Genomic DNA, 25,887 nt, shown 5'->3' on the forward strand with positions numbered 1-25,887 from the left:
CCCCGGGTTGGGGAGATCTTGCTTACCGATCCGAATATGATGTGTGACGATTTATCACCACGCGGGCCGTACGTGACTTCGCCTTGACGAGAAACGGCCTATGCGATCTACCTGGGGGAACACAGTGCTGGGCTTGCTTTCGCGTGCTCCGAGGTCGCCGGAACGATGAGCGCCCCCGCCGGAGCCGCGAAGAACGCTCCCTACGACTACGAGAGGTTCAGCAGGCTCGCCGGGCCCGTGGCCGAACCGGACCCCGGGGTCCCCTACCGCGTGAGCTACCGCTCCCTGCTGGCCACCGAGCCGCACCGGGTGCGGGCGGTGCTGCTGATGGTCGCGGCGCTTCTCGTGGAGTTCACCCTGATGGTCTGGCTGCTGCTGCCCGAGCACTGGACCGTCCGGCCCGACCCCTACGGCACGATCCCGTGGTACCTGCCGGTGGCCGACCGGATCATGCTCGTCGCGATCGCCCTCATCGAGGTCTTCCGCCTGGTCAGCGTGGTCTCCAACGTGCACGCCATGCTCGCGGCCAGGGACCCGGTCCCGGTCGCGCCCGAGCCCGGCACCCGGGTGGCCTTCATCACCACCTGCGTACCCGGCAAGGAGCCGCTGGAGATGGTGAGGGAGACCCTGGCCGCCGCGCTGAGGATCCGCCACGACGGCGTGTTCGACGTCTGGCTGCTGGACGAGGGCGACGACCCCGACATCCACGAGCTCTGCGACTGGCTGGGCGCCCACCACTTCACCCGCAAGGGCGTGCCCGAGTGGAACCGGCCCAAGGGAAGCTTCCGGGCCAGGACCAAGCACGGCAACTACAACAGCTGGCTGGACGCGCACGGCGACGACTACGACTTCTTCGTCTCGGTCGACACCGACCACGTACCGCTCCCGGAGTTCTGCGAGCGCATGCTCGGCTACTTCCGCGACCCGCGGGTGGCCTTCGTCGTCGGCCCCCAGGTCTACGGCAACTACGACGCCGGGGTCACCAAGGCCGCCGAGAGCCAGCAGTTCCTGTTCCACTCGCTGATCCAGCGCGCGGGCAACCTGTACGGCGCGCCGATGTTCGTCGGCACCAACAACGCCGTGCGCATCCGCGCGCTCAAGCAGATCGGCGGCCTGTACGACTCGATCACCGAGGACATGGCCACCGGCATCGAGTTCCACCGCTCCCGCGACCCGGAGACCGGGCAGCGCTGGATGTCGGTCTACACCCCCGACGTGCTGGCCGTGGGGGAGGGGCCGTCGTCGTGGACCGACTTCTTCACCCAGCAGCTGCGCTGGAGCCGGGGCACCTACGAGACGCTGCTCACCCAGTTCTGGAGGGCCGCGCCGAAGCTCTCGCCCGGACGGTTCTTCAACTACACCCTGATGGTGACCTTCTACCCGATGTCCGCGCTCAACTGGTTGCTGGCCGGGCTCAGCGCCACGCTCTTCATGGCCGTCGGAGGCTCGGGCGTGACCGTGCCGATGGACGTGTGGCTCATGCTGTACGGCGACGCGGCGCTGCTGCAGGTCATGCTCTACACCTGGAACCGGCGGCACAACGTCAGCCCGCACGAGCCCGAGGGCTCCTCGGGGGTGGCCGGGATGGTCATGTCGGCGCTGTCGGCGCCCATCTACGTCACCTCGCTGATCGGCGCCGCGCTGCGCAGGCCCAGCAAGTTCGTGGTCACCCCCAAGGGCGACTCGGCCAGCCCCGACCAGATCGCCACGTTCCGCATCCACCTGTGGTGGGCGGCGATCTTCGGCGGGGGCCTGCTGCTCACCGTCTTCTGGACCGGCCACATCCACCTGGTCATGACCCTGTGGGGCATCCTCGCCCTGGTCATCTGCCTCGGACCGCTCACGACCTGGGCCTGGAGCCTGCGGGCGGTCAAGGCCGGCCCGCGAACGGCCGGTGACGGGTCGTGAGCCGCCTGCGCAAGCACCTGGTCGGGGCGGCGGTGGTGACCGCGATCCTCGCGATCAACCTGCCCGCCGTCGCGGGCTTCGCCACCGAGAAGTGGCGCGACTACAGCATCAACCGCGACGACTACAAGGCCACCCACGGCCACTGGACCTTCCTCGACGTCCCGGAGAAGTTCAAGGTCAACGCCATCCACGCCGCGCTGCTGCACACCGGCAAGGTGCTCATCGTCGCCGGGTCCGGCAACAACGCCGCCAACTTCGACAAGGGCACCTTCAAGACCGTGCTGTGGGACCCGGCGAGGCCGGGCGGGCCGGAGGAGTTCAAGCTCATCGACACGCCCGTCGACTTCTTCTGCGCCGGGCACGTGGTGCTGCCCGACGGCAAGCTCCTCATCGCGGGCGGCACGGGCCGCTTCGAGGTGCTGAAGGCCAAGGTCAAGCGGGCCGCGGGCGCCCTGGTCATCAAGAACGAGGACCCCGACGCCAAGCCCAGGGAGTTCCACCCCGGCACGCTGCTGACCGCCCCCGGCGGGCAGGTCTACCGCACCCTCGCCCACGTCAGCGTGCCGCCCGCGCGCAAGGCCGAGACCGGCGTGCCGGGGAAGGTGCGGATCCGGCCCAGCCAGACCAAGGTGTTCGCCGAGGCCGTCACCGAGGGCGCGGCGGGCCTGCTCACCGCGCCGGCGGGCTCGGTGAAGTTCGAGATCCAGGGGCTCAGGGGCCGGGAGAAGCGTGACCTGTACGCCATGGGCGGCAGCATGACACTGGACAAGCAGGACTTCCAGGGCATCAGGGACGCCTACGAGTTCGACCCCGTCACCGAGCGCTACACCAAGGTCCAGGACATGGCCGAGGGACGCTGGTACCCGACCATGACCGGCCTGCCCGACGGCAGGGTGATGACCGTCTCCGGCCTCGACGTCGTGGGGCAGATCACCAGGGACAACGAGATCTACGACCCCGGGACCAAGACCTGGCGGCCCGGCCCCAAGCGGTTCTTCCCCACCTACCCCGCGCTGTTCCTGCTGGAGGACGACACCCTCTTCTTCTCCGGCATGAGCGCCGGGTACGGTCCCGGCCAGCTCGCGCTGCGTCCCCCCGGCATCTGGGACTACCGCCGCGACACCGACCGGCTCGTCAAGACCCCGGGCGGCGTCGGCGGCGTGGCGCCCGACGAGATGGAGGCGTTCACCCCCGTACCCGGGCTGCCCCAGCCGGAGCTGAACGAGACCGGCGCCTCCGTGCTGCTGCCGCCCGCGCAGGACCAGCGGGTCATGGTGATGGGCGGCGGACCGGTCGGGGAACGCCAGCCGGGCCTGCCCAACGCCACCGCCAGGACCGCCATCGTCGACCTCACCGAGGCCAGCCCGCGCTACGTCAGGGGCCCCGACCTGTCCGACCCGGTGCGCTACCCGAACGCCGTGCTGCTGCCCGACGACACCGTGTTCTCCTTCAACGGCTCCAGCGACTACCGGGGGCGCGGCGCCAGCGACGTCCTGCGCGCGGAGGTCTACCGCCCGGAGAGCAACAGCTTCCACGAGGCCGCGGCGCCCGCCGTCGGCCGCAACTACCACGCCGAGGGTCTCCTGCTGCCCGACGGCCGGGTGCTCGGCATGGGCTCCGACCCGCTCTTCGGCGACAAGGCGGGCTCGCTCCCGGGCACCTTCGACCAGCGCATCGAGATCTACACGCCGACCTACCTGCACAACGGCGAGAAGGCGCCGGTGTTCACCGGCGGGCGCGAGAGCGTGCTCCTGGGCCGCAGAGCCGGTTTCCAGACCCCCGACGCCGCGCGCATCCACCAGGTACGGCTGATGCGCCCGAGCGCCGTCACCCACGTCACCGACGTCGAACAGCGCTCGATCAGGCTGGACTTCGTCCGGGTGAAGACCGGGATCATCGCCGAGATCCCCTCCAATCCGGCCCTGGTGCCCCCGGGGTGGTACATGCTGTTCGGGGTCACCGAGCGGGGAACGCCGTCCCCGGCTCGCTGGGTCCACATCCGAGGAGAGGACTGACATGCTCCCCCCGGCCCTCTCCCGGCGTACGGCGCCCCTCGGCTCCAGCCCTCCCACTTCTGCTCCCCAGGCCCAGGCCCGGGGTCCCCACGCCGGAGGTACTCGATGAACAGGTACGGCCTCGCAGCCGCGCTGGCTCTCGCTCTCGCGACGGCGGCCTGCACCGGCGACCCCGCGCGGCCCGCGGGCCCGGGGAGCACCGCCTCCGGCGGCGCCGCCCCCGGTGCCGCGAGCGGCTTCTACGTCGACCCCGACGGCGCCGCCGCCCAGGAGGTCCGCAAGCTCGAAGGGGAGGGCAGGGCCGAGGAGGCCGGGCTGATCCGTAAGATCGCCGACCGGCCCAACGCGATCTGGATCGGCGACCAGGACCCGAAGGACAGGGTCGCCGCCATCACCGCCAAGGCCCAGGAGGCGGGCCGGACCCCGGTCCTGGTGGCGTACCACATCCCCAACCGCGACTGCGGGCAGTTCTCCGCGGGCGGCGCCGCCGGCGCGGAGGAGTACCGCTCCTGGATCGGCCGGTTCGCCGAGGGCATCGGCGACCGGCCCGCCCTGGTCGTCGTCGAGCCCGACGCGCTCGCCCACATCCTGGACAACTGCACCCAGGGCGGTCAGGCGGGCGAGCGACTCGACCTGCTGCGCGGCGCGGTGGAGACACTGAAGAGGCAGCCCGCCACCAAGGTCTACGTCGACGCGGGGAACGCCGGCTGGATCAAGGACCCGGGTGAGTGGGCCGAGCCCATGCGCAGGGCCGGGGTGCCCCAGGCCGACGGCTTCGCCTTCAACGTCAGCAACTTCTTCACCGTCGAGGAGAGCGTCGCCGTCGCCGAACGGCTCTCGGACGCGATCGGCGGGGCCCACTACGTCCTCGACACCTCACGCAACGGCAACGGTCCCGTCCGCGACGCGCGGGGCGACGACGCGTGGTGCAACCCCAAGGGCCGTGCGCTCGGCGCGGAGCCGACCACCGAGACCGGACACGAGCGGATCGACGCCTTCCTGTGGATCAAACGGCCCGGCGAGTCGGACGGCGAGTGCCACCGGGGAGAGCCCCGCGCCGGCGACTGGTTCCCCGAATACGCGCTGGAACTCGCGCGTAACGCGAGATAGCCGCTTATTCGTTATATCTTCGATCTTGCAGGTCAAGATTGCTTCGCAGGAGATTGACCGGAGTTGTCAGTTTTTCAGCGACCCTCTGGGAGCTTTCCTCGATGAACAGATGGAAGACGGTCATCGTCGCACTGGCGGTCACCCTGCCAAGCGGCGTACTGCCGGCCGCCGTGCTTCCCGCCGGTGTGCTGCCCACCGGCGCGTTGCCCTCCGCCGCCGCGCGATCCGCGGCCCCCCCGATCGAGAACGGCGAGACCCAGCCGGTCTACTCGCGCGCCGACGCGCTCACCGAGACCGTGTTCGTCGAGGTCGCCGGGGTCGACAGCGACGCCGACGGCCGCCCCGACCGGGTCGCCGTCGACATCATGCGGCCCAAGGAGACCGCCTCGGGGCTGAAGGTCCCGGTCATCATGGAGGCGAGCCCCTACTACGCGGGCGGCAACGACGTGCCCAACCACGTCGTCGACCTCGACGGCTCCGACCCCGCGGGCATGGAGTACCGGCGCAACAAGTTCAACGACCTGCGCGACGAGATGTTCGGCGTCGACGGCTCCGACGTGAACCGCGCGGTCGCGCCGCCCTTCCGCGGCTACTACGACAACTACTTCGTGCCGCGCGGCTACGCGGTCGCGCTGGTGGAGAACCTCGGCTCGGGACGGGCGACCGGCTGCCCGACCACCGGCCTGGACAACGAGACCGCGGGCCCCAAGGCCGCGATCGACTGGCTCAACGGCCGCGCCCGCGGGTTCGACGCGGCAGGGAACGAGATCAAGGCCGGCTGGTCCACCGGGAACGTCGGCATGATCGGCGTCTCCTACAACGGCACGCTGCCCAACGCCGTCGCCGCGACCGGGGTCAAGGGACTCAAGGCGATCGTGCCGATCGCGGCCATCTCCTCCTGGTACGACTACTACCGCGCCAACGGCGGCGTGCTGGCGCCCGGCGGCTACCAGGGCGAGGACGCCGACGTGCTCGCCCGCTACGTCCTGACCCGCGAGAACGCCACGCAGACCTGCGGCGCGCTGATGGACCGGATCGAGCAGGACCAGGACCGGGTCACCGGCGACTACTCCAAGTTCTGGGACCAGCGCAACTACCTCAACGACGTGCGCAAGGTCCGCGCCGCCGTCTTCCTGGTGCACGGCCTCAACGACTGGAACGTCAAGACCAAGCAGGCCGTCCAGTGGTGGGACGCCCTCGCCAAGCGCGGCGTGCCCCGCAAGATCTGGCTCCACCAGGGCGCGCACTTCAACCCGTTCTCCTTCGCCGGGCGCAACGCCGAGTGGCTGCGCCAGCTCCACCGCTGGTTCGACTTCCACCTGTACGGCCTGCGCAACGGCATCATGGACGAGCCGCAGGCCGACGTGGAGTCGGGCCCGGGACAGTGGGCCCAGCACGCCTCCTGGCCGCTGCCCGGCACCCGTGACGCGCGGCTCCACCTGGCCGCCGGCAAGGAAGGCGGCAACGGCACCCTGGGCGAGGACCGCCCCCGGGACCGCCACACCGTCGAGTCCTTCGTCGACCAGAGCACCCGCACCGCCGAGCTGCTCGCCGAGAACGCCGAGGCCACGGACCCCAACCGCCTGGCCTACCTGTCGGCCCCGCTGACCCGCGACGCTCGGCTGTCGGGCACCCCCGAGGTCGAGGTGCGCGCCGCGTTCAAGGGCGGGCGCTCGCCGTACCTGACGGCGCTGCTCGTCGACTACGGCACCGACGCCCGCGCGTACGGCGACGTCGTCTACGGCGACACCCAGGTCTGCTACGGCCAGGGCGTGCCCGGCGACACCGGCTGCGCCCGGCTGGCCGAGCACAAAACGGTGACCGCCCCCTACAAGATCATCACAAGGGGCTGGCTCGACGTCCGCAACCGCGACTCCGCCTCCAAGACCGAGCTCCTGCGCGAGGGCCGCTTCTACGACTTCCGCTTCGACCTCCAGCCGAACGACTACGTCGTCAAGGCCGGCCACCGGATCGGCGTCGTGCTCGCCTCCACCGACCGCGACTTCACCCTGCGCCTGCCCCCGGGCACCGGCGTCTCGGTCGAACCGGGCTCCAGCTCGCTCACCCTCCCGCTCGTCGGCGGACGCTCCGCCCTCCGCTGACCCGCGGCTCCGTTCCCGGCCCCGGACGGGAACGGAGCCCGGCCTCCCGGAAGGCACGATCCCTTCCGGAGCACACGTCCCCTTCGGGAAGGCGCGACCCCTTCCGGAGCACAGATCCCCTTCGGGAAGGCACGACCCCCGGCCCTCTTCCGGGCCGGGGGCCCGTTCCCGGGCGCGCGAGGCCCCGCCGGATCCCGCCCGGTCAGTAGTGTTCGAACACGCAGTGGGCCGCCACGGTCCCGCTCGAACCGTCCGCCCGCACGCCGGTGATGCGCTCGGCCAGCCTCAGCGCCTCCGGAAGGTCCCCCTCGGCGTCCTCGCCCGCCAGTCCGAGCTCGGTCCGCTCGGCGAGGTAGGGGCCGGAGTCGTCATCGTCGTAGCCGGGGAACATCCAGTCGAAGCCGAGGACCTCCTTCCCGTCGGCGTAGTGGACGAAGTGCGCGACCATGTTGACGTTGCGGAAGACGCTCGCCGTCACCGTCGCCGAGGAGAGCCGCGACAGGACCTCCGGCAGCGTCCCCGCGAAGCCGTTCCACTCGCTGAGGATGGTCCCGCCCTCGGCGGGACGGGCGGAGACGAGACCCTCCTCGTAGTCCCCCTCGTCGTCGTCGCCCTCGAACACCTCGACGCCGAGGCGGTCGAGAGCCTCGCGCGGGGTGAGGCCGTGGACGAAGGTCACGCAGAACGCGTCGTCGTCGATCCAGTCGTAGTCGCTCACGGGGGTTTCGATTCTCTTCGTCCGGCAGATCGGGAAGATCTTGGCAGCGGGGACCGACAGAATCCGCCCGCCGCTCTCGACCGGGCCGAACCCGCCGCCGGGGACGTAGGGCCGGGACATCGGGGGTGTCGTCATCCCCTCGGGCCGTAGGCCGTCATGAGGACATGCACGCCGGCGAGGACGGCGATCCAGATCATGGCGCGCCTGGTCGGCGGGGGGCCGTCGCGCAGCAGCGAGACGCCCAGGGGGACGAAGGCGACGCAGAGGCCGCCCACGGCGACGAAGGACTGCGGCTCGGTGCCTTTGAGCGTCCCGAGCGCGAGCGCCGACATCAGGCCGAGCGCGATCGAACGGCCCAGCCCCAGGGCGCCGGAGCGGTAGGCGCCGACGGCCAGCACGACCCAGCCGAAGAAGGCGGGCCCGGACATGGACCTGAACGGATGCCAGAGCGTGTCCCGCCACGCCAGGTAGTAGCCGTCGACGCCGTCGAGCATGGTCCGCAGGCCGAGGACGTCGGTCAGGTGAAAGGCCAGGTGATCGGTGCCGAACTGGAAGGTCCGGGTGAACAGGCCGACGATCACCAGGCAACCGCCCCAGATTCCCCACAGCGGGCTGGTGGCGGCGATCCTCTGTGCCAGCGTCATGACCGCGGGCCACAGCAGCACGAATCCGCCGGCGAAGCAGACGTAGGCGGCGGTGACGAGGGAGGGATGCCGGGTGTAGGCGGTGAGCTGGTAAGGGACGAAGTAGTGGAACGGGGAGCGCAGGAGAGTCCCGGTCATGATCAGGGCAGGGCCGCCGATCAACGAGACGGCGCTCACCCACCGTCCGGGAAACGGGGGTCGGTGGTCCAGGTTGGCGGCGGCGTTGGCGGCGCGCCGGTCCGCGCCGGCCTGCCGCCATCGGGTGATTCGCCCGCCAAGCTCAACGTTCACGGTTTCCCGCCCATCGTGTCGGTGTCGGCGCGTCCCGGTCCGGTGTGCCGGGCGCATCAGCATGGTGACGATCGGCGCGGCGCGGGCGCGTCTGGCCGGGGTCGCATCCTGGCGTGGTCGCGTGAGCCGGTGGTACGACCTGAGACAGAGGGAAATGTCCTACCGTGGTCAGACGCCGGATGATCCGGCGAGGCGGTAACTTCCCCCTATGGATTGGGCTTGGGGGCGGCTCGGCGGAAAGGACGTCATCGACGCGGTGGCGGCGGCCGCCCTGGCGCTCACCGTCGGGTACGCCATCGTCGATCCGCCGGGACCGTCGTCGTGGTGGCCCCTCTGGTCGGCCTGGCCGGTGGCGGCCGTCGTGAGCCTCCCGGTCGCGGTCCGGCGCCGGTGGCCGCGGGCCGTGCTCGCCCTGGCGTGTGCCGCGGGCGTGCTGGCCACCGTGGCCGGCGCCGTCGCGGCGGGCATGATCTGGCTGTCGTTCGTGCCGACCGTCCTCGTGCTGTACCTGGTGGCCACCGTCGTCCCGGCCGGGTGGTCGGTGGCGGGCCTGGCGGCGTGCGCGTCCGCCGCGGTGGCCGCCGTCCTGGTCTTCTACGCCCAGGTGTTCCCCGGCCTCCCGGCCACGGGATGGAAGAGCGAGCTGCCGCCGTACTGGCCGGTCGAGATCGGGGTGACCTGCGTGCTGCTGACCGCCGGATGGTTGACCGGGACACTCGTGCGCTGGAAGCGGGACACGACCGCTCGCCTCGCCGAGGCCGCGGTGGCCGACGAGCGCAGGCGCATCGCGAGGGAACTGCACGATGTGATCGGCCACAGCATGAGCCTGATCGCCGTCAAGGCCACCGTGGCCAACCACGTCGCCGACGCCCGCCCGCAGGAGGTACGCGCCGCGCTGGCCGTCATCGAGCAGACCAGCCGGAGCACGCTCGCCGAGATCCACCGGGTGCTCGGCCTCCTGCGCTCCGACGGCGATCCGCGGGAGGCCCATCTGCCCGCCCCCGGCATGGCGGGCCTGCCCGAGCTGGCCGCCGGAGCCCGCTCGGCCGGGGTCGAGGTGGACCTGACCGTCCGCGAGGAGGTCGCGCCGCCGCCCGCGGTCGCGGTGTCGGTGTACCGGATCGTGCAACAGGCCCTGACCAACGTCATCACGCACGCGGGGCCCACCCGCTGCTCGGTCACCGTGGACGTCGACGGGCGGGTGGCCACGATCGAGGTCGTCGACGACGGCCCCCGCCACGGCCGGCCCCCGCGGGCGGGCCAGGGCGGTCCCGGCGGGCACGGAGGACCTGGAGGGCCTGGGGGGCCTGGGGGGCACGGCCTGATCGGCATGCGCGAACGGGCCAGGATGTACGGGGGCACGTTCAGCGCGGAGACCCGGTCCGAGGGAGGCTTTCGCGTGGCGGCCCGGCTGCCCTACGACCCGAACGGCACCGTGACATGACCACCGGCCCCGCCCCGCACGATCCGCCCCCGCCCATCCGGGTCCTGCTCGCCGAGGACGAGGTCCTGTTACGCGACAGCCTCAAAGTCCTCATCGACACCACGCCGGGGCTCACCACCGTGGGCGAGGCGGGCACCGGCGCCGAGGCCGTGCTCCTCGCCCACCGGCTGCGGCCGGACGTCGTCCTCATGGACGTGCGGATGCCGGACATGGACGGTATCGAGGCGACCAGGCGCATCTGCTCCGACCCGGCCGGCGCCGGCGTCCGCGTCCTGATCCTCACCACGTTCGACCAGGACGAGTACGTGTACGCGTCGCTCAGGGCCGGTGCCAGCGGGTTCCTCGTCAAGAGCGCGACGGCGCCGGAGCTCCTGGCCGCCGTCCGGGTCGTCGCCTCCGGCGAGGCGCTGCTCGCGCCCACCGTCACCCGCCGGCTCATCGCCGAGTTCCTGCTGCGTCCCCGCCCGGCCCCGGCCCGGCGAGCCCTCGACAACATCACCCGGCGCGAGCACGAGGTGCTCGCCCTCATCGGCAGAGGAATGTCCAACTCCGAGATCGCGGGGCACCTGCACCTCACCGTCGGCACGGTCAAGACCCACATCAGCCGCCTCCTGGCCAAGCTGCAGGCCCGCGACCGGGCCCAGCTCGTCATCGCGGCCTACGAGGGCGGTCTCGTCGCCACCCCGCCCTCGTCGTGATCCCGGGGATTGCGCGATCCCCGCAGACCCCGGAGAACCACCGCCTCCGGCCCCGGGCGGCGAGAGGGCCGCGGAGGTCATGGAGGTCATGGAGGTCATGAGGGAGAACCCTGGCTTGTCCCTGACATCGGGGCTCCGGCCTGCCGCCGGGCCCGGCGGGGGCCTAGCGTGGGGTGCATGGGACGAATTCTTCTGATCGTGGCGGCCGTGGTGATCGGCCTCCTCCTGCTGGGCTCGGTTCTGGGCTTCCTCTTCACGCTCCTCAAGTGGGCTCTGATCATCGGACTGGTGGGCGTGGTGGTCATGTTCGTGAGCAGGCTCTTCCGCTCCTCGAACACGCGCGACTGACCGCCGCCCCGGGGCGGGGCCACCGTCCGGAGGCGGAGACGGGGCCGGTGAGGGTGCCGCCCGGAGACGGGCCCGCGTCCGGTGAGGGTGCCGTCCGGAGGCGGGACCGGGCCCGGTGAGACCGGGCCCGGCGGGTCCGGCCGCCGGTGCGGGCTTCCCCGCCGCCTTTCCCCGCCGCCCTTCGCCGCCTCCGGTCGTCCCCGGTCAGTCCCGGGAGACGTGCTTCAGCTTGAGGTCGTCGAGCAGGGTCTGGGTCGCGGCGGCCACCGCCTCGACGGCCCGCTCGAAGGTCTCCGCGTTGCGCGTCGACGGCGAGCGGAATCCCGACACCTTGCGGACGTACTGGAGCGCGGCGGCTCGCACGTCGTCGTCGGTCACGTCGCTGGCGTAGGGCTCACGAAGGGTCTTGATACTCCGGCACATGACAGGACGGTACTCCGTCTCGCGGCCCTCCCGATCCGCCCGGCCCGATCGGCCCCGCCGAAACCGTCCGGCCCGCTCCCCGGATCACGCCGGGGCCGCTCGTCGTCCACGGCTCGCCGGGGCGCGCGGGGTGGTCAGCCGTCGCGCTCGCACTGGATCGCGTCGGCGGCCAGGATGGCGCCGAGAAGCCCCGGGAAGAGCGTGTCGAGGTCATGCCGGCGCAGCGCGTTCAACTTGGCCGTGCCCCGGTAGACCTGGTTGATCACGCCCGCCTCGCGCAGCACCCGGAAGTGGTGGGTGGTGGTCGACTTGGTGACCGCCAGCTCGATCGCCGAGCAGGGGGCGCCCTCGTCCTCGTCCAGCCGCCACAGGAAGCGCACGATCTGGAGGCGCATCGGGTCGGACAGCGCGTGCAGCACGCCCTCCAGACGGATCTCCCCGCGCGTGGGGTGCTCCAGGGCCCTGACGGACGCGGTCGACACGGTGGCTCCCTCCTGCGGATCTTCTCGATTGTACGAAATCAATCGTAGTTTGACATCTGTCGTAGTACGTAGACTATCGTATTAGTCGTGAAGCCGGGGCGCCGCCCCCGAGATCCTCCCGAGAAGGAGTACGGCCGTGAGCGCCCTGTTCGAGCCCCTGACGTTGAGGTCCGTCACCATCCCCAACCGGGTCTGGATGGCCCCGATGTGCCAGTACTCCGCGGCGCCCGACGGACCGGAGCAGGGAGTTCCGACCGACTGGCACCTGTCCCACCTGGCCGCCCGCGCGGTGGGCGGCGCCGGGCTCATCCTGACCGAGGCCACCGCGGTGGCGCCGGAGGGACGCATCAGCCCGGCCGACCTCGGGCTCTGGAACGACCGCCAGCAGGAGGCGTTCACCCGTGTCACCCGCTTCCTGCTGGGGCACGGCGCCGTGCCCGGCGTCCAGCTCGCGCACGCGGGGCGCAAGGCCTCCACCCGCAGCCCCTGGCAGGGCGGCGCGCCCACCGGCCCCGGCGAGCACGGCTGGCAGCCGGTCGGGCCGAGCCCGATCCCCTTCAGCGACGGCCACCCCGCTCCCACGGAGCTGAGCGCCGGCGACATCGACCGGATCGTGGACGACTTCGCCGCCTCGGCGCGGCGGGCACTGGCCGCGGGATTCCAGGTGGCCGAGATCCACGGCGCGCACGGCTACCTGATCGCCGAGTTCCTGTCGCCCTTCAGCAACCACCGCACCGACGAGTACGGCGGCTCGTACGAGAACCGCACCCGGTTCGCGCTCCGGGTCGTCGACGCGGTCCGCGCGGTCTGGCCGGACGAGCTTCCCCTCTTCTTCCGCGTCTCGGCCACCGACTGGCTGGCGGAGGACCCCGCGGACGACCGCGAGGGCTGGAGCGCGGACGACACCGTCCGCTTCGCCAAGGACCTGCTCGCCCACGGCGTCGACCTGCTCGACGCCTCGACCGGCGGCAACGTCGCCGGGGCGCGCATCCCCGCGGGACCCGGCTACCAGGTGCCGTACGCGGCCAGGGTGAAGGCCGAGACCGACCTGCCGGTGGGCGCGGTGGGGGAGATCACCCGGCCCCGGCAGGCCGAGGAGATCATCGCCTCGGGCCAGGCCGACGCCGTCCTGCTCGGCCGCGAGCTGCTCCGCAACCCCTACTGGCCGAACCTCGCCGCCCGCGAGCTCGGCTCCGCCGCGGCCCGCTGGCCCGACCAGTACCACCGCGCGGTCTGACCCGGTTCACGCTGCCACCCGCGCGTTCCCTCCCCGGGGCGTGAACCGGGCACCGGGTTCGTGGGTTCCGGCCGCCACCCGCGCGCGTCCCTCCGCCGGGCGGGGAGGTGACCCGTCCGGACGAGGGACGCACGCGGGTGGGGCGGAAGGCGACGGACCGGTCCGCCAGGGGGGACGCGGGCCGGCCCGCCCGTCAGGGGGAGTGGCGATGGGCGGACCGGCCCGCCTGGGGGCGGGCCCCCGGGGGTCGAGCGGGCCGGTCCGTGATCATGGGGTGGCGCGGCGCAGGGCCACCGCGTCCCGGTGGACGGTGGCGGGAGCCTGGCCGTCGATGAGCAGGCGGCGCATCAGGACCGCCACCTCGCCCATGGTCTCCGGGCAGAAGCCGCGACGGGTCACCTCCTGGGTGCCGATCCGCAGGCCCCGCATGGGCTCACCGGGAGGCTGGCCGGGAAGATGGACGCCGCTGAGATAGACACCGCCCTCGGCCAGCAGCCGGGCGGCCTCCTCCCCGCCGCCGAACGCGGTGGCGTCCACCGCCACGTGGTGCGAGGCGGTCCAGCCCAGGTCGGCGGCGGCCATGGTGAACCCCTCGCCGTCCAGCGCCCTGGCCATCGCCCCGGCGTTGGCCACGCAGCGGTCGGCGTACCCGGAACCTCCCGCGGCGTGCTCGGCGGCGGCCAGGACCAGCGGTGCCAGCCGTGAGGCGTCGTAGTTGGCGGTCAGGCCGGGATAGGCGGCCGCCGAAACCTGGCGGGCGAGGTCCTCGTCGCGGGTCACGACGGCCGCCCCCGGCGGTCCGCCGAAGGACGTGTAGGTGGACATGGTCACCAGGTGCGCGCCCTCGTCCAGCGGCCGCTGGAACCGGCCGCCCGCGATCAGCCCGGCCACGTGCGAGGCGTCGTAGACCAGCAGGGCCCCCACCTCGTCGCACGCCGCCCGCACCTCCGCGACGTCGTAGGGGAACAGCATCAGGCTCGCGCCGATCACCACCAGCGCGGGCCGGTGCTCGCGCAGGAACGCCGGCAGGGCCGCGTGGTCGACGTCGAGCCGTTCGGCGTCGTAGGGCAGCTCGGCCACCCGCAGGCCCCGGATCCCGGCGGCGCCCTGGGCGTGGTGGCTGGCGTGGCCCCCGGCGGTCTCCGGCAGCACCGCGATCGTGTCGCCGGGGCGGGTGAACGCGCTGTAGCAGGCGAGGTTGGCCAGGGTGGCGCTCTGCAGCCGCACCTCGGCGAACTCGCCGCCCATCAGCGCCGCGACCTGGAGCGGGGCGAGCACCTCCAGCACGTCCAGCTCGTCCAGGCCGGTCTGGTACTTGTCCCCGGGCCAGCCCATCGACGGGCGGCAGCCCAGGGAGATCTCGTGCGCGGCCCTCGCGCGCGCGCTCATCGTGTTGGTGCCCGCGTACAGCACCACGCCGTCCTCGTCGAGGCGGCCGCGGTGCTCGGCCAGCACCGCGTCGACCAGCCGGGTGACAGCGTCGAGCCCCAGGCCGTTCACCTCGGCCTCAAGCTCGGCCAGGCGCAGCTGTGCCCTCGGGGGTGCCCACGGGGCGACGCGGCTGCGCTCCTCCACGAGGCTCCTTTCACCGGGCGATCGGACGGCTCTCACGAGACGGACTCCCCGCCTCTCACGAGACGGGCTCCCCGAAATGAATAAGTGCGACGCTACGGCCCGCGCCAGATCGAGTCATCGTTCCGGCGCCGGAGATACTTCCTACATCTGTAGGATTGGACCGTGATAGCGGATGACGTCCAGGATCTGCTCGAATCGCTGGCCGTGGCGATCGGCAGGGGCATGTCCGTGGACGACCTGGAGGGGCGGGTCGTCGCGCACAGCGCCCACCACGGGGAGGTCGATCAGGTAAGGGCCCAGGCCATCCTCTCGCGGTCCGTTCCCGCGGAGGTGAGCGCCTGGCAGGAGGCGCACGGGGTGGCCGTGACCCGTGATCCGGTGCGGGTCCCGAGAAATCCTGATCTGGGGATGGCGGCCCGGCTCTGCGTGCCCCTGCTCCACCAGGACCGCCGCGTCGGCTACCTGTGGATCATCGAGGGGCACGGCCCGCTGAGCCCGCAGGAGCGCGACAGGGCCGTGCGCGACGCCGCCGCGATCGCCGCCCTGCTCGACGACGGCGGCAGCTCCCACACCCTGAGCCAGCTGCTCACCGGCGAGATCGGCGTGCGGCGCGCGGCGGGCGTGCTCGGCGAGGGGCCGCTGCGGATCCTGGCGCTGCGGGGCGACCCGGACGGCCTGCGCGAGGCGGTCGGCGACGAGCTGGCCAGGGTGCGCCGCCCCCCGGCCTTCACGATCCTGGACCGCCACGCCGTGCTCCTGCTGAACCGCGGCGAGGACGCGACCGCGCTGGGGGAGCGGCTCGCCGCCAGGATCCGGGTGGGCGTCGGGGTCAGCGCCTCGCACCCGGGGCTGGAGTCGGCCGTACGGGCGCACGAGGAGGCGCTCACCGCCGCCAGGGCCGCCGCGGCGGAGCGCACCCTGCGGCCGGTCGCCCACTGGCCGGACCTGGGCGTCTACCGGCTGCTCGCCGAGCCGCTCACCGGCCGGCCGGGCGCGGGCGGCCCGCTCGACACGCTGCGCGAGCACCCGGCGCTCCTCGTCACCCTGGAGACCTATCTGGACAGCGGGGGAGACGCGCAGGAGACCGCGAGGCAGCTGCACCTGCACCGCACCAGCCTCTATTACCGCCTCGCCAGAATCGAACAGCTGGCCGGCCGCAACCTCAAGAACGGAACCCACAGGTTAGAACTCCATCTCGCGCTGAAGCTCTGTCGCTGGAATGCGGTGTAACGGCCCGGTAATCAGGGCACAGCTTCCCGGTGCTGCAGTTGATCAACGAGATCATGACCGTCATCGTCGCGCTCGCGCTCATCCCGCTGTCGTTGATTCTTGTGTCCGTGGTCGTCCTCGTGGCGCTGGCCGCGTTGGCTCTGGCGACCTCACGGGAGCAGGATGGAAGGACGACATCCCGGAGGTAGACGGTGCGGCAACTCAGCGCGGTGGACACGCAGTTCCTGAATTTCGAGACCTCGACGAACGTCGCGAACATCGGGGGGCTCGCGATCCTGTCCGGCGGCCTGTCGCGCGCCGACCTGGTGTCGCTGCTGGCCCACCGGCTCCACCTGGCCGCGCCCTTCCGGATGAGGCTCGCCTTCGTCCCGCTCGGCCTGGACCACCCGTACTGGACCGAGGACTCCAGGATCGACCTCGACTACCACGTGCGCGAGATCGCGCTGCCCAAGCCGGGCAGTGACAAGCAGCTGGGCGAGCAGGTGGCCAGGCTGCACGCCCGCCGCCTCGACCGGCGCCGTCCGCTCTGGGAGATGTATCTGATCCACGGCCTGCGCGGCGACCGTACGGCCCTCTACATGAAGGTCCACCACGCCGCGGTCGACGGTGTCACCGGTGCCGACGTGCTGGCCAGCCTGCTGGACACCTCACCCGAGCCCGCCGAGGTCGGGCTGGCGCCGGAGGCCGAGCCCGAGGAGGAGATCGACACGACGGAGATGGTCGTCAGGGGACTGGCCAAGGCCGTCGTCAACCCGGCCAACACGATACGGTTCCTGATCAACGCCGTCCCGCACCTCGACGAGATCCCGTTGGTCTCCCAGGTGCCCGGGGCGGGGCTGGTCTCGCGGCTCACCAGGGACCTGGCCACCCAGCTGTCCGGGTCCGGGGCCGCCGAGGTGCCCGCGATGCCCCGCATGACCGTTCCTCGCACGCCCTTCAGCGGCAGGATCAGCGCGCACCGGCGGTTCGCCTACACCACCCTGCCGCTGGAGGACGTCAAGCTGGTCAAGAACGCCTTCGGCGTCACGGTGAACGACGTGGTGATGTCCCTGTGCGCCGGGGCGCTGCGCCAGTGGCTGCTCAAGCACGACGCGCTTCCCGAGCAGCCCCTCGTCGCGGGGGTGCCGTTCTCGCTCCGCGTCCCCGGCGACCAGAGCGCGGGCAACCAGGTCAGCATCATGATCACCACCCTGGCGACGCAGATCGCCGACCCGGTGGAACGGCTGCTGGCGGTACGAGACGCCATGCGCCTGATCAAGGATCGCTCGTCGCTCGCCCCGGCGCGCTGGCTCCAGGAGCTCAGCGACATGATGCCCTCCGCGCTGACCGGCCTCGCCTCCCGGGCGGCCTTCAACCTGTTCGCCGGCAGTGCGGGCCCGATCAACGTGGTGATCTCCAACGTGCCCGGCCCGCAGCTCCCCCTCTACGTGAGCGGCGCCAGGCTGCTCGCGTACCACCCCGTCTCCGTGGTGACCGACGCCAGCGGTGGCATCAACATCACGGTCTTCTCCTACGACGGCTCACTTGACGTTGGCGTGATCGCCTGCAGGGAGATGGTTCCCGACGTGTGGACCGTCACCGACTATTTCAGGGACGCCCTCCTGGAGCTCAAGTTCCTCGTTGAGGAGCAGTGACAGGCCGGGGGCGTCCTCAATGAAGCGCAGGGTCTTCTCCAGGCAGACGATCGAGCCGCGCTCCTGCCTCTTGACGAACCGGATGTCGTCGGCCAGGGCCTGCATGATCAGCAGCCCCCGGCCGTGTTCGGAGGTGGGGGAGGGGGACGTGGTCTCCGAGAAGTCGAAGCCGTTGCCGGCGTCCACCACCTTGATCACGCAACGGTCCCGGGACAGCTCGGTGCTGACCATGTAGTCGTCACTGGGCGTGGCGTGCTGGATGACGTTGGAACACGCCTCCGAGAGCATGAGCTGGATGTCCTCGCGAATCTGCGGGACCACGCCCAGGGCCTGGAGTGAGGAGTCGAGAAGTTGCCTGATCACGGGAACACTCGCGGCGTCACGCGGCAGACGCAACGCGATGGTGGCCTCCACGGTCCCCTCCTTTCGCAGCGATGTGTAGAAGCCTTGCCCTGGGTGACCCGTCCTAATCGGAGTCGGGTGATCGTGTCCCTGGAATACGGCAACACATGGCAAAGGGCCCTTATTTAACAGATCGGCTGGGCGGAGGTTTTTCTCCTGCTCGCGGTGCGCGGCTCGCGGTGCGCGCCGGACCGGTGCTCCCGATTCACGCCTCACGCTTCATGGCTCCCGCTCACCGGGTCCCAGAGCCTTCACCGGGTCCCCTCCGGACCTCCGGAGCCCGGGGGCACACGTCCCCGTACGAGGACGCGGTTTGGCGCCGTCCCCCTCCGGGGCCGGGCGCGGAACATCCGCCGGGCGGGGGTCTCGGACCCCCGCCCGGCCGCGGTGATCGAGGGCCGTCAGCCCGCGAAGGCGTCCATCGCGGCCTGGCAGAAGGCCTTGAGGTCGTCGGGCTTGCGGCTGGTGATCAGCGTGTTCGGGCCCGAGTCGCAGATCACGACCTCGTGGTCCTCCCAGGTCGCCCCGGCGTTGCGCAGGTCGGTCCGAAGGCTCGGCCAGGAGGTGACCTTGCGGCCCCGTACGACGTCCGCCTCGATCAGGGTCCAGGGCGCGTGGCAGATGGCCGCGACCGGCTTGCCCGCGTCGAAGAACTCCTTCGCGAAGCCGACGGCCTCCGGCACGGTCCGCAGGAAGTCGGGGTTGGCGACGCCGCCGGGCAGCACCAGCCCGTCGAAGTCGGCGGGGGAGACCTCCCCGACCGTCGCGTCCACCGGGAAGGTGTCGGCCTTGTCGAGGTGGTTGTACCCCTGGACCCGGCCTTCCTCGGTGGAGATGAGCCTGGGCGTTCCTCCCGCCTGCTTGACGGCCTGCCAGGGCTCGGTGAGCTCGACCTGCTCGATGCCCTCCGGGGCCACGAGGAACGCGATCGTCTTGCCGTTCAGCATGTCGTCTCCTCTGTTGACGTGCGGTGATGTCGTCAAAGGGAAGCCATGCCCGAAGCGTCGGGATCCATGCGGGAGCCGTCGGCCGGGGGGCGGACCTTGCGCCGGCGGAGGCCGGAGGCGATGAGCCGGGTGACGAGCTCGCGCGAGGACACGGCCTCGGCGCCCAGCGCGACGGCCCGCTCGTAGACGGTCTCGGGAACGTCGTAGTGGTCGCGGTCGAACGCCCGGCGCGGCACGCCGAGCAGCTCCGCGAAGGCGTGCAGTTCCCCGGTCGAGGTGTCGCTGACCAGGTGTGACCAGAGCAGGCCGCGCGGACCCGGCCAGTTGGGCGGGTCGATGAGGACGCTCACCGCCGGGCGAGATCGAGCGCGACCTCCAGGGCGGCGGCCTGGCGCTCCTCGTCGGTGATCGACTCGTCCCTGAGCATGAACAGCGAGGCGTGCAGCGCGAACAGGGCCATCGAGTGCCTCAGCTGGGTGGGCAGGGGATCCTCCGGGTCGACGAGGAAGGCGAGCAGCTCGAACATCCGCTCGCGGGTCTTCTCCATCGTCGGATGGTTCTTGAGCGAGGTCTGGTTGCGCTCGAAGAACCGCATGATCTCGCGGTGCCTGCCCCGGTACAGGTCGTGGGAGTATCGGCGGATCAGCTCCTCGCGCGTCTCGTCGGTGCGCGGCTGGGAGCGGGCCCAGGTGACCAGCTCCTCGATCGACCTCACCCGGTCCTCCGCCAGGCTCGCGATGATGTCGTCCTTCGTTTTGAAGTGATAGTAAAGTGCCGCCTTGGTCACGCCGAGGGCCTCCGCGATCTCGCGGAGCGAGGTGGCCTCGTAGCCCTGCTCGGTGAAGAGCTTCAGGGCGATCTCCTGGATGCGCGTCCGTGTGTCGGCCTGTTCCCTCATGGTTCCCTTACCGAGAAATTAACTTGACGGCCGGCAAGTAAGCGGCCTACATTCCAGCATAGCCGACGCTAGCCGGTCGGCAAGTAAGTAAGATCACAAAACAGGGGGCACGAAAGTGAAGGAGACCGCGGCCGCGCCGGCGCGGCGTCGCGAGGTCATGGTGGTGCTGCCGGGCCTGATGCTCGCGATGGTCCTGGCCATGCTCGACAACATGATCGTCAGCACCGCGCTGCCCCGCATCGTCGGCGAGCTCGGAGGGCTGACGCACCTGTCCTGGGTGGTGACCGCCTACGTGCTCGGCACCACCGTCTCGACCCCCATCTGGGGCAAGATCGGCGACCTGTACGGCAGGAAGAGCATCTTCCTCGCCTCCATCGTCATCTTCATGATCGGCTCCGCGCTCTGCGGCATGGCCGGCTCCGAGATGCTCGGCGGAGCCTCCAACGGCATGGCGCAGCTCATCGCCTTCCGCGCGCTCCAGGGACTGGGAGCCGGCGGCCTGATGGTGAACGCCATGGCGATCATCGGCGACCTCGTCCCGCCCCGGGAGCGCGGCCAGTACCAGGGCATCATGGCCGCCGTGATGTCGCTCGCCATGATCGCGGGCCCGCTCGTCGGCGGGTTCATCACCGACCACCTCGACTGGCGCTGGGCCTTCTACGTGAACCTGCCCATCGGGTTCATCGCCCTGGCCCTGCTCGTGGTCAAGCTGCAGCTGCCCAAACTCCGCACCGAGCACCGCATCGACTGGCTGGGCGCGGCCCTGCTCTCGGTCGGCATCACCGCGCTGGTCCTCATCACCACCTGGGGCGGCAACGACTACGCGTGGGGATCGCGGCAGATCCTCGGCCTGGCGGGGCTCGCCGTCGTCACGCTGGTGCTGTTCGTCCTGGTGGAGCGTCGCGTGGCCGAGCCGATCATGCCGCTCAACGTCTTCCGCGACCGCAACTTCAGCCTGATCTCGGGCGTGGGCTTCCTGCTCGGCTTCGCCATGTTCGGCGCGATCAACTTCCTCCCGCTGTTCCAGCAGACCGTCCAGGGGGCGAGCGCCACCAACTCCGGCCTGCTGCTGCTCCCGATGATGGGCGCCGCGATGGTGGTCTCGCTCTTCGTCGGCCGGGCCATCACCCAGACCGGCAAGTACAAGATCTATCCGATCCTCGGCGGCGTGGGCATGGCGTTCGGCATGTGGCTGCTCTCCACGATGGACGTCCACACCCCCGCCTGGCAGACCGGCGTGTTCATCGCGGTGCTCGGCCTCGGCATGGGCTTCCTGATGCAGACCACCATGCTGATCGCCCAGAACAGCGTCGAGCAGAAGGACCTCGGCGTCGCCAGCAGCGCCTCGACCTTCTTCCGCTCCATCGGCGGCTCGTTCGGCGTCTCGCTGTTCGGCGCGATCTTCAACAACCAGCTCACCTCCAGCCTGGAGAGCAAGCTGGGCGCCGCGGGCGGGCAGCTCGCCTCGGGAGGCGCCCAGTTCAACCCGGCCGCGCTGCACGAGCTGCCCGCCAACGTGCGGGCCGGCTTCCTGGAGTCGCTGGCCGAGTCCATCTCCGGCGTCTTCTGGTGGGCGATCCTGTTCGCCGTCCTGGTGCCGCTGCTGGCGGCCTTCATCAAGGAGATCCCGCTGCGCGGCGGGCCCGAGTCGTCCGAGGAGGCCCAGACCCCGGTCCCGGTGCTCGACTGACGGGCCGGCCTCCTTCGGGCACCCGGGCCCCGGCCCGGGTGCCCGGCTCGCCGGCCAATCGGCCTCGGGGTCCGGCCCCTGGTCCGGACACGTGGCCGCCCGGCCCGTCGGTGCCCGGCGCCCGGCCGTCGCCGGGCGCCAAGTCCCGGCCCAGCGATTCCCAAGCCACCCCCGCCACGATGGGGGACATGAGGACAACCACCCCCGCCGGCACCGGGTACGTCACCCGGCGGCCGCTCGCCGGCGACGCCCGCGAGATCCACGAGCTGGTCTCGCTCTGTGACACCCAGGTGATCGGCAAGGCCGACATGACCCTGGACGACGTCGCCGACCAGCTGAACGACTCCTCCTTCGACCCGGAGTCCGACGGCTGGCTCGTCCACGACGAGGCCGGGCGGCTGGTCGCGTGGGCCTGGGCCTGCCGCAAGGGCGGCAGCGACAACGTCGACATCGACGTCGTCGTGCACCCCGCCGCCCCGGACCTGACCGGCCCGCTCTGGGACACCGTGACCGAGCGGGCCAGGCAGATCACCGCCGGGCTCGGCCACGACCGGGCCGTGGTGGACATCGGCCTCTACCGGGAGGACAGCGGCAAGCGCGCCATCGCCGCCGCCCGCGGCTTCGCCGCCGCCACCAGCTTCATCCGGCTCCGCGCCGACCACGAGGGGACGGTGCCCCGGCCCGAGCTCCCGGCCGGGATGACGGTGCACCACGGGCTCACCGAGGAGGTACGCCGCCAGGGCCACGCCGTGCAGCAGGCCGGTTTCGCCGACCACTTCGGGTTCACCCCGAAGGACTACGACGAGTGGTACGGCGAGCTGGACTCCTCGGTCAACACCGACTGGGCGCAGCTGGCGGTCGCCCGCCTCGACGGCGAGCCCGTGGCGATGCTGCTGGGCACCAACGCCTTCCTCGGGGACGAGAACTGCGGTTATGTGCGCCAGCTGGCCGTGCTCCCCGCCTTCAGGGGGCGGGGGCTGGGCAGGTTCATGCTGCGCGGGGCGTTCGCCGACGACGCCCGCCGCGGGCGGGCCGGCACCTATCTCCACGTCGACGCCAACAACAGCACGCCCGCCCTCGACCTCTACCTCTCGGTGGGCATGCGCCAGGTGCTGGCCATCGACGTCTGGCGGCGCACGATCTGACCTCCGCCCCGCCCCACCCGGACCAGGGCGCCTCCTCCGGAGGCGCAGGTGGTCGCCCGCACCCCCCGGTGACCACCGGCCGGGTCATCCGTCCGGGGTCACCCGGTGCTTGGACAGGTGGGCCAGCACCGCCTGGTTGGCCTCCCAGCCGTCGGGGAACTTCACCGGCACGCCGAGCTGGACCGGCTCGGACGACGGGTGGGCGTCCAGGAGTTCGGGAATGCCGGCCCTGGCCACCACGACGCAGGCGTGGCGGTGCCGGGAGGTGAGCACGCACAGTCGCCCCGACTCCAGGTGGAACGCGGTGGCGTCGCGGCGCCCGGAGAGCGGGTGGAGCACGATCGTCACGTCGTACTCCCGGCCCTGCAGGCGGTTGGCGGTGTCCACCGTGATCTCCGGCGGCACCCCCGCGGCCCTGATCGCGGCGACCTGGTCGCGGTGCGCGGCGCCGATGGCGATCCGGTCGGCCGTGACGGGATGGCTGCCGCGCTCGGAGTGCGCGACCGGGCCCCGCTGGAGCAGCCGCGTCGCCAGGGTCGCGCTCGCCGCCACGGCCTCCGCGTCGGTGCGCACCGTGTGGCGGCTCGGCAGCTCGTACAGCGCCCAGCCCGACACGGCCGCCTCCTCCAGCGCCCGGTCGTGGGAGGTGCGCATGCCGTTCACGGTGAACTCCAGCGACCGGTCGTCGGGGCCCGTCCCCGCGCGGAAGCCGGTGAACGGGTAGAAGGCCTCGGAGACCACCGGCGCCGCGGACGCGGGCAGCCGCCAGGAGACCGGCAGCCGGTGCACCGGCAGGTCGGGGTTGTGCCGCAGCAGCACCGAGACCGCGCTCTGCACCGGGTCCCACGACAGGCCCGCCCAGCGGTCGCCGTCCACGATCGAGAACGGGTCGAGCTGGCCGGGGTCGCCCACGAACAGCGCCCGCTCGAACAGCGAGGCGATGCGCAGCAGCTTGTCCGAGCGCATCTGGTACGCCTCGTCGACGATGGCCCAGGGCCAGGTGCGGTCGCCGATCCAGGCCCACTTGTCGGCGGTGGCGATCACCACGGCCGGGTCTCCCAGGTCGGGCAGCTTGCCCGCGACCGAGACGTTGGGGTGGGCGAGGATACGGCCGGGCGTGATGTAGCCGCTCGCCGACAGGCGGCCGATCGGCAGGTCGGGGTGCTCGGCCGCGAGCCGCTCCACCAGGTCGTCGACCTGCTCGTTGGTCTGGGCGACGATCATCAGCGGCTCGCCGGTCTCCGCGATGTGCCCCGCCGCCTTCACCACCAGCGTGGACTTGCCCGCGCCGGGCGGCGAGTCCACGACCACGCCGCGGTGGCGGGGCAGGTCGGCCAGCACGGCCGCCACCACGGCCGCCGCCTCCTGCTGCGGGGTCATGCCGCGCCCCTGTCACGGCCCGCCGCGCCGCAGGCGCGCGGGACCGGGGGCGTCGCGCGGCGGCACGGGGTCCGGTGAACGCTCAAAGCCACTCCTCCTGCGCGTCGTCGTCACTGGGCTCGTACTCCTGCGGGGGCCCGCCGTGGGTCCACGGCGTCTGCTCCGGGTCGGGCAGCGCCGCCGACGACTGGAAGTCGTCGGTCAGCGAGGTGTACGAGACCCGCTCGCCCGGCTCGGGCACCGAGCCGGGAGCCGGTGTCCTGCCCCGTCCCATCCCCTTGGTGATCTTGAGGGTGATCTCCTCGTCCGCGATCTCGACGATCTCGGCGGCGTGGCCGCGCCGGTCGGGGCTGCCGAGCGTGGTGCCCGGGGTGAGCCGCACCGGGTCGCCGGTCCGTACCGTGATCAGGGGCCGGAGCTTGCGGGAGCGGCCCTCGCCCTCGCTGTGCTCGGGGTCGGCGGCCGTCACCGTCCCGGCGAAGGCCTCGCCGCTCAGCCGGTACTCGGCCATGAGCAGCGGGTCGTCGTGGGCCCGCTGCACGTCGTAGCTCGCCCGCGCCCGCTCCAGCCCCGCCAGCCGCGCGGCGGCGCCGACCGCCCCGTCCCTGCGCGCCTGGGGCGGCCCGCCCTCGGCGATCCGCTCGACGAACCGGGTGAACGACCCGCGGTCGATCTCCCAGCGGTCCTTCACCCGCGACCCCTCGGGCAGGGAACGCAGCAGGTCCACGCTCCGCCACATCAGCCGCCAGGTGGGTTCGAGCTGGGTGCGCAGCGCCTGGCTGATCCGGTCGACGGCGCGGTCGGTCGGCGCCTCCTCGTAGGCGCGCATCGCGGGGCCGAGCACCTCGTTGTCGAAGCCGGGGTCGGTGGCGGGACCGGCCGGGGGCCAGAGCAGCGGGTCTTCCGCCTCCTCGGCCGCCCGGCGCCCGGACATTCCCGGCGGGGGGTCGATCCACCCCACCAGCGCCGCCAGGTTGGCGTCCTCCAGGTTGCTCTGCCCGGTCGCCCAGTGCAGGCTCAGCGCCTCGGTGGCCGCGAGCAGCACCGAGGAGCCCGGCTGCCGCGACCGGTCGCCGAAGTAGGTGAGCCACCGGCCGAGCAGCGGCACCGAGGGATGCACCGGGTAGGGGCCGTCGGCCCGGCGGAACCGGGTGGACCGGCCGAGCAGCCCGGCGAACGAGGCCGCCGGCCGGTTCGGCACCAGGATCTGCGGCGCGTCCAGGCAGCGCTCGTACGGCTCGCCGCCCCTGCGCTCGACCGTCTCGGTGCTCTTCTCGAACCCCTCGATGTACGGCAGCAGCACCTCGGCCAGCCCGGCGGCGAAGGCGAACCGCAGGTCCCGGTTGCGGGGCTGGGGAACGACGAGCAGCCGGGGGTGACCCGGGTCGGTGCCCACCATGGCGGCCAGCGGCGCGGCGGCCTCGCCCGCGAGCTTGAGCGGGATGAGCACCATCGGCTGGGCGGAGATGTGACAGTGCCGGACCGTGGTGATCCGCTGCGCGACGCCGTCCCTGGCGGCCCGCAGCTGCGCCAGCGCCGTCAGCGTGCTCACCTGCCGCCCCCCGT

At 71.9% G+C, this 25,887-nt stretch carries 24 protein-coding genes; 13 read left to right on the forward strand and 11 right to left on the reverse strand.

Translation table 11 applies throughout. The features are described 5' to 3' along the window. Nucleotides 1-165: 165 nt before the first annotated feature. The 4 genes from ACFFRH_RS41320 to ACFFRH_RS41335 all read left to right on the forward strand — a co-directional run bounded on the left by ACFFRH_RS41320 (nucleotide 166) and on the right by ACFFRH_RS41335 (nucleotide 7,135). Nucleotides 166-1,908: a glycosyltransferase family 2 protein gene (locus tag ACFFRH_RS41320; protein WP_344746106.1), complete on the forward strand. Its 1,743-nt coding sequence runs from the start codon at nucleotides 166-168 to the stop codon at nucleotides 1,906-1,908. After that, a complete protein-coding gene (gene glxA, locus ACFFRH_RS41325; RefSeq protein ID WP_386163439.1) occupies nucleotides 1,905-3,923 on the forward strand; it encodes a radical copper oxidase GlxA in 2,019 nt (672 codons plus the stop codon). Before ACFFRH_RS41320 ends, glxA begins: the two co-directional genes overlap by 4 nt. A 105-nt stretch (nucleotides 3,924-4,028) precedes the next feature. Next, complete coding sequence (locus ACFFRH_RS41330; RefSeq protein WP_344746109.1) at nucleotides 4,029-5,033, forward strand: glycoside hydrolase family 6 protein; 1,005 nt, start codon at nucleotides 4,029-4,031, stop codon at nucleotides 5,031-5,033. A gap of 101 nt (nucleotides 5,034-5,134) precedes the next feature. Then, a complete protein-coding gene (locus tag ACFFRH_RS41335) occupies nucleotides 5,135-7,135 on the forward strand; it encodes a Xaa-Pro dipeptidyl-peptidase (RefSeq protein ID WP_344746110.1) in 2,001 nt (666 codons plus the stop codon). Nucleotides 7,136-7,337: 202 nt separating this feature from the next. Here the strand turns inward: ACFFRH_RS41335 and ACFFRH_RS41340 are convergent, their stop codons facing one another. Both ACFFRH_RS41340 and ACFFRH_RS41345 read right to left on the reverse strand, forming a co-directional pair. Continuing rightward, nucleotides 7,338-7,988, reverse strand: a complete 651-nt coding sequence (locus ACFFRH_RS41340; RefSeq protein WP_386163442.1) for a DUF6461 domain-containing protein — start codon at nucleotides 7,986-7,988, stop codon at nucleotides 7,338-7,340. Then, entirely contained in the window at nucleotides 7,985-8,788 is an 804-nt protein-coding gene (locus ACFFRH_RS41345) for a hypothetical protein (RefSeq protein ID WP_344746112.1), read from the reverse strand. The genes ACFFRH_RS41340 and ACFFRH_RS41345 overlap by 4 nt, the downstream gene beginning before the upstream one ends. Nucleotides 8,789-8,996: 208 nt before the next feature. Between ACFFRH_RS41345 and ACFFRH_RS41350 the strand changes: the two genes are divergently transcribed. The 3 genes from ACFFRH_RS41350 to ACFFRH_RS41360 all read left to right on the forward strand — a co-directional run bounded on the left by ACFFRH_RS41350 (nucleotide 8,997) and on the right by ACFFRH_RS41360 (nucleotide 11,278). Continuing rightward, on the forward strand, nucleotides 8,997-10,232 hold the full coding sequence (locus tag ACFFRH_RS41350; RefSeq protein ID WP_344746113.1) for a sensor histidine kinase: 1,236 nt from the start codon (nucleotides 8,997-8,999) through the stop codon (nucleotides 10,230-10,232). Continuing rightward, a complete protein-coding gene (locus tag ACFFRH_RS41355) occupies nucleotides 10,229-10,930 on the forward strand; it encodes a response regulator (RefSeq protein ID WP_344746114.1) in 702 nt (233 codons plus the stop codon). Before ACFFRH_RS41350 ends, ACFFRH_RS41355 begins: the two co-directional genes overlap by 4 nt. Nucleotides 10,931-11,107: 177 nt before the next feature. After that, complete coding sequence (locus ACFFRH_RS41360) at nucleotides 11,108-11,278, forward strand: hypothetical protein (RefSeq protein WP_344746115.1); 171 nt, start codon at nucleotides 11,108-11,110, stop codon at nucleotides 11,276-11,278. Nucleotides 11,279-11,482: 204 nt separating this feature from the next. Here ACFFRH_RS41360 and ACFFRH_RS41365 read toward each other — a convergent pair whose 3' ends face one another. Together ACFFRH_RS41365 and ACFFRH_RS41370 are read right to left on the reverse strand one after the other, a co-directional pair. Beyond that, a complete protein-coding gene (locus tag ACFFRH_RS41365; RefSeq protein ID WP_344746116.1) occupies nucleotides 11,483-11,701 on the reverse strand; it encodes a DUF2277 domain-containing protein in 219 nt (72 codons plus the stop codon). A 134-nt stretch (nucleotides 11,702-11,835) separates the two neighbouring features. Beyond that, the gene (locus tag ACFFRH_RS41370) at nucleotides 11,836-12,183 is read right to left on the reverse strand and encodes an ArsR/SmtB family transcription factor (protein WP_344746117.1); all 348 of its coding nucleotides are present in this window, start codon (nucleotides 12,181-12,183) and stop codon (nucleotides 11,836-11,838) included. Nucleotides 12,184-12,319: 136 nt separating this feature from the next. Between ACFFRH_RS41370 and ACFFRH_RS41375 the strand changes: the two genes are divergently transcribed. Beyond that, nucleotides 12,320-13,420, forward strand: coding sequence for an NADH:flavin oxidoreductase/NADH oxidase (locus tag ACFFRH_RS41375; protein ID WP_344746119.1), 1,101 nt, complete (start codon nucleotides 12,320-12,322; stop codon nucleotides 13,418-13,420). 267 nt (nucleotides 13,421-13,687) lie between these two features. On the opposite strand, the gene glyA is transcribed toward ACFFRH_RS41375, so the two are convergent. Continuing rightward, nucleotides 13,688-14,995 (reverse strand): serine hydroxymethyltransferase, encoded by a 1,308-nt coding sequence (gene glyA, locus ACFFRH_RS41380; RefSeq protein WP_344746120.1) that lies wholly within the window; start codon nucleotides 14,993-14,995, stop codon nucleotides 13,688-13,690. Nucleotides 14,996-15,157: 162 nt separating this feature from the next. Here glyA and ACFFRH_RS41385 point away from each other — a divergent pair, with 162 nt between their 5' ends. From ACFFRH_RS41385 to ACFFRH_RS41395, 3 genes are read left to right on the forward strand one after another with little or no spacing between them, the layout of a single operon-like run. Continuing rightward, a complete protein-coding gene (locus ACFFRH_RS41385; RefSeq protein WP_386163448.1) occupies nucleotides 15,158-16,225 on the forward strand; it encodes a PucR family transcriptional regulator in 1,068 nt (355 codons plus the stop codon). 29 nt (nucleotides 16,226-16,254) lie between these two features. After that, nucleotides 16,255-16,413: a hypothetical protein gene (locus tag ACFFRH_RS41390; RefSeq protein ID WP_386163450.1), complete on the forward strand. Its 159-nt coding sequence runs from the start codon at nucleotides 16,255-16,257 to the stop codon at nucleotides 16,411-16,413. A gap of 3 nt (nucleotides 16,414-16,416) precedes the next feature. Then, on the forward strand, nucleotides 16,417-17,859 hold the full coding sequence (locus tag ACFFRH_RS41395) for a WS/DGAT/MGAT family O-acyltransferase (protein WP_386163452.1): 1,443 nt from the start codon (nucleotides 16,417-16,419) through the stop codon (nucleotides 17,857-17,859). On the opposite strand, the gene ACFFRH_RS41400 is transcribed toward ACFFRH_RS41395, so the two are convergent. The 4 genes from ACFFRH_RS41400 to ACFFRH_RS41415 all read right to left on the reverse strand — a co-directional run bounded on the left by ACFFRH_RS41400 (nucleotide 17,746) and on the right by ACFFRH_RS41415 (nucleotide 20,106). Next, complete coding sequence (locus ACFFRH_RS41400) at nucleotides 17,746-18,273, reverse strand: ATP-binding protein (protein WP_344746837.1); 528 nt, start codon at nucleotides 18,271-18,273, stop codon at nucleotides 17,746-17,748. The two genes, ACFFRH_RS41395 and ACFFRH_RS41400, sit on opposite strands and share 114 nt — an antisense overlap. A gap of 389 nt (nucleotides 18,274-18,662) precedes the next feature. Next, entirely contained in the window at nucleotides 18,663-19,208 is a 546-nt protein-coding gene (locus tag ACFFRH_RS41405; RefSeq protein ID WP_344746838.1) for a type 1 glutamine amidotransferase domain-containing protein, read from the reverse strand. A gap of 32 nt (nucleotides 19,209-19,240) precedes the next feature. Continuing rightward, complete coding sequence (locus ACFFRH_RS41410; RefSeq protein WP_344746839.1) at nucleotides 19,241-19,558, reverse strand: DUF4031 domain-containing protein; 318 nt, start codon at nucleotides 19,556-19,558, stop codon at nucleotides 19,241-19,243. Further along, entirely contained in the window at nucleotides 19,555-20,106 is a 552-nt protein-coding gene (locus tag ACFFRH_RS41415; RefSeq protein WP_344746840.1) for a TetR/AcrR family transcriptional regulator, read from the reverse strand. Before ACFFRH_RS41415 ends, ACFFRH_RS41410 begins: the two co-directional genes overlap by 4 nt. A 115-nt stretch (nucleotides 20,107-20,221) precedes the next feature. Between ACFFRH_RS41415 and ACFFRH_RS41420 the strand changes: the two genes are divergently transcribed. Both ACFFRH_RS41420 and ACFFRH_RS41425 read left to right on the forward strand, forming a co-directional pair. Next, a complete protein-coding gene (locus ACFFRH_RS41420; RefSeq protein WP_344746841.1) occupies nucleotides 20,222-21,796 on the forward strand; it encodes an MDR family MFS transporter in 1,575 nt (524 codons plus the stop codon). Between the two features lie 188 nt (nucleotides 21,797-21,984). Continuing rightward, nucleotides 21,985-22,941, forward strand: coding sequence for a GNAT family N-acetyltransferase (locus tag ACFFRH_RS41425; protein ID WP_386163456.1), 957 nt, complete (start codon nucleotides 21,985-21,987; stop codon nucleotides 22,939-22,941). An 84-nt stretch (nucleotides 22,942-23,025) separates the two neighbouring features. Here ACFFRH_RS41425 and ACFFRH_RS41430 read toward each other — a convergent pair whose 3' ends face one another. Both ACFFRH_RS41430 and ACFFRH_RS41435 read right to left on the reverse strand, forming a co-directional pair. Further along, a complete protein-coding gene (locus tag ACFFRH_RS41430) occupies nucleotides 23,026-24,321 on the reverse strand; it encodes an AAA family ATPase (RefSeq protein ID WP_386163458.1) in 1,296 nt (431 codons plus the stop codon). An 82-nt stretch (nucleotides 24,322-24,403) separates the two neighbouring features. Further along, a complete protein-coding gene (locus tag ACFFRH_RS41435) occupies nucleotides 24,404-25,873 on the reverse strand; it encodes a hypothetical protein (protein ID WP_386163460.1) in 1,470 nt (489 codons plus the stop codon). Nucleotides 25,874-25,887 lie beyond the last annotated feature (14 nt).

This window comes from Streptosporangium vulgare, assembly GCF_042428775.1.
Lineage (GTDB): Bacteria > Actinomycetota > Actinomycetes > Streptosporangiales > Streptosporangiaceae > Streptosporangium > Streptosporangium vulgare.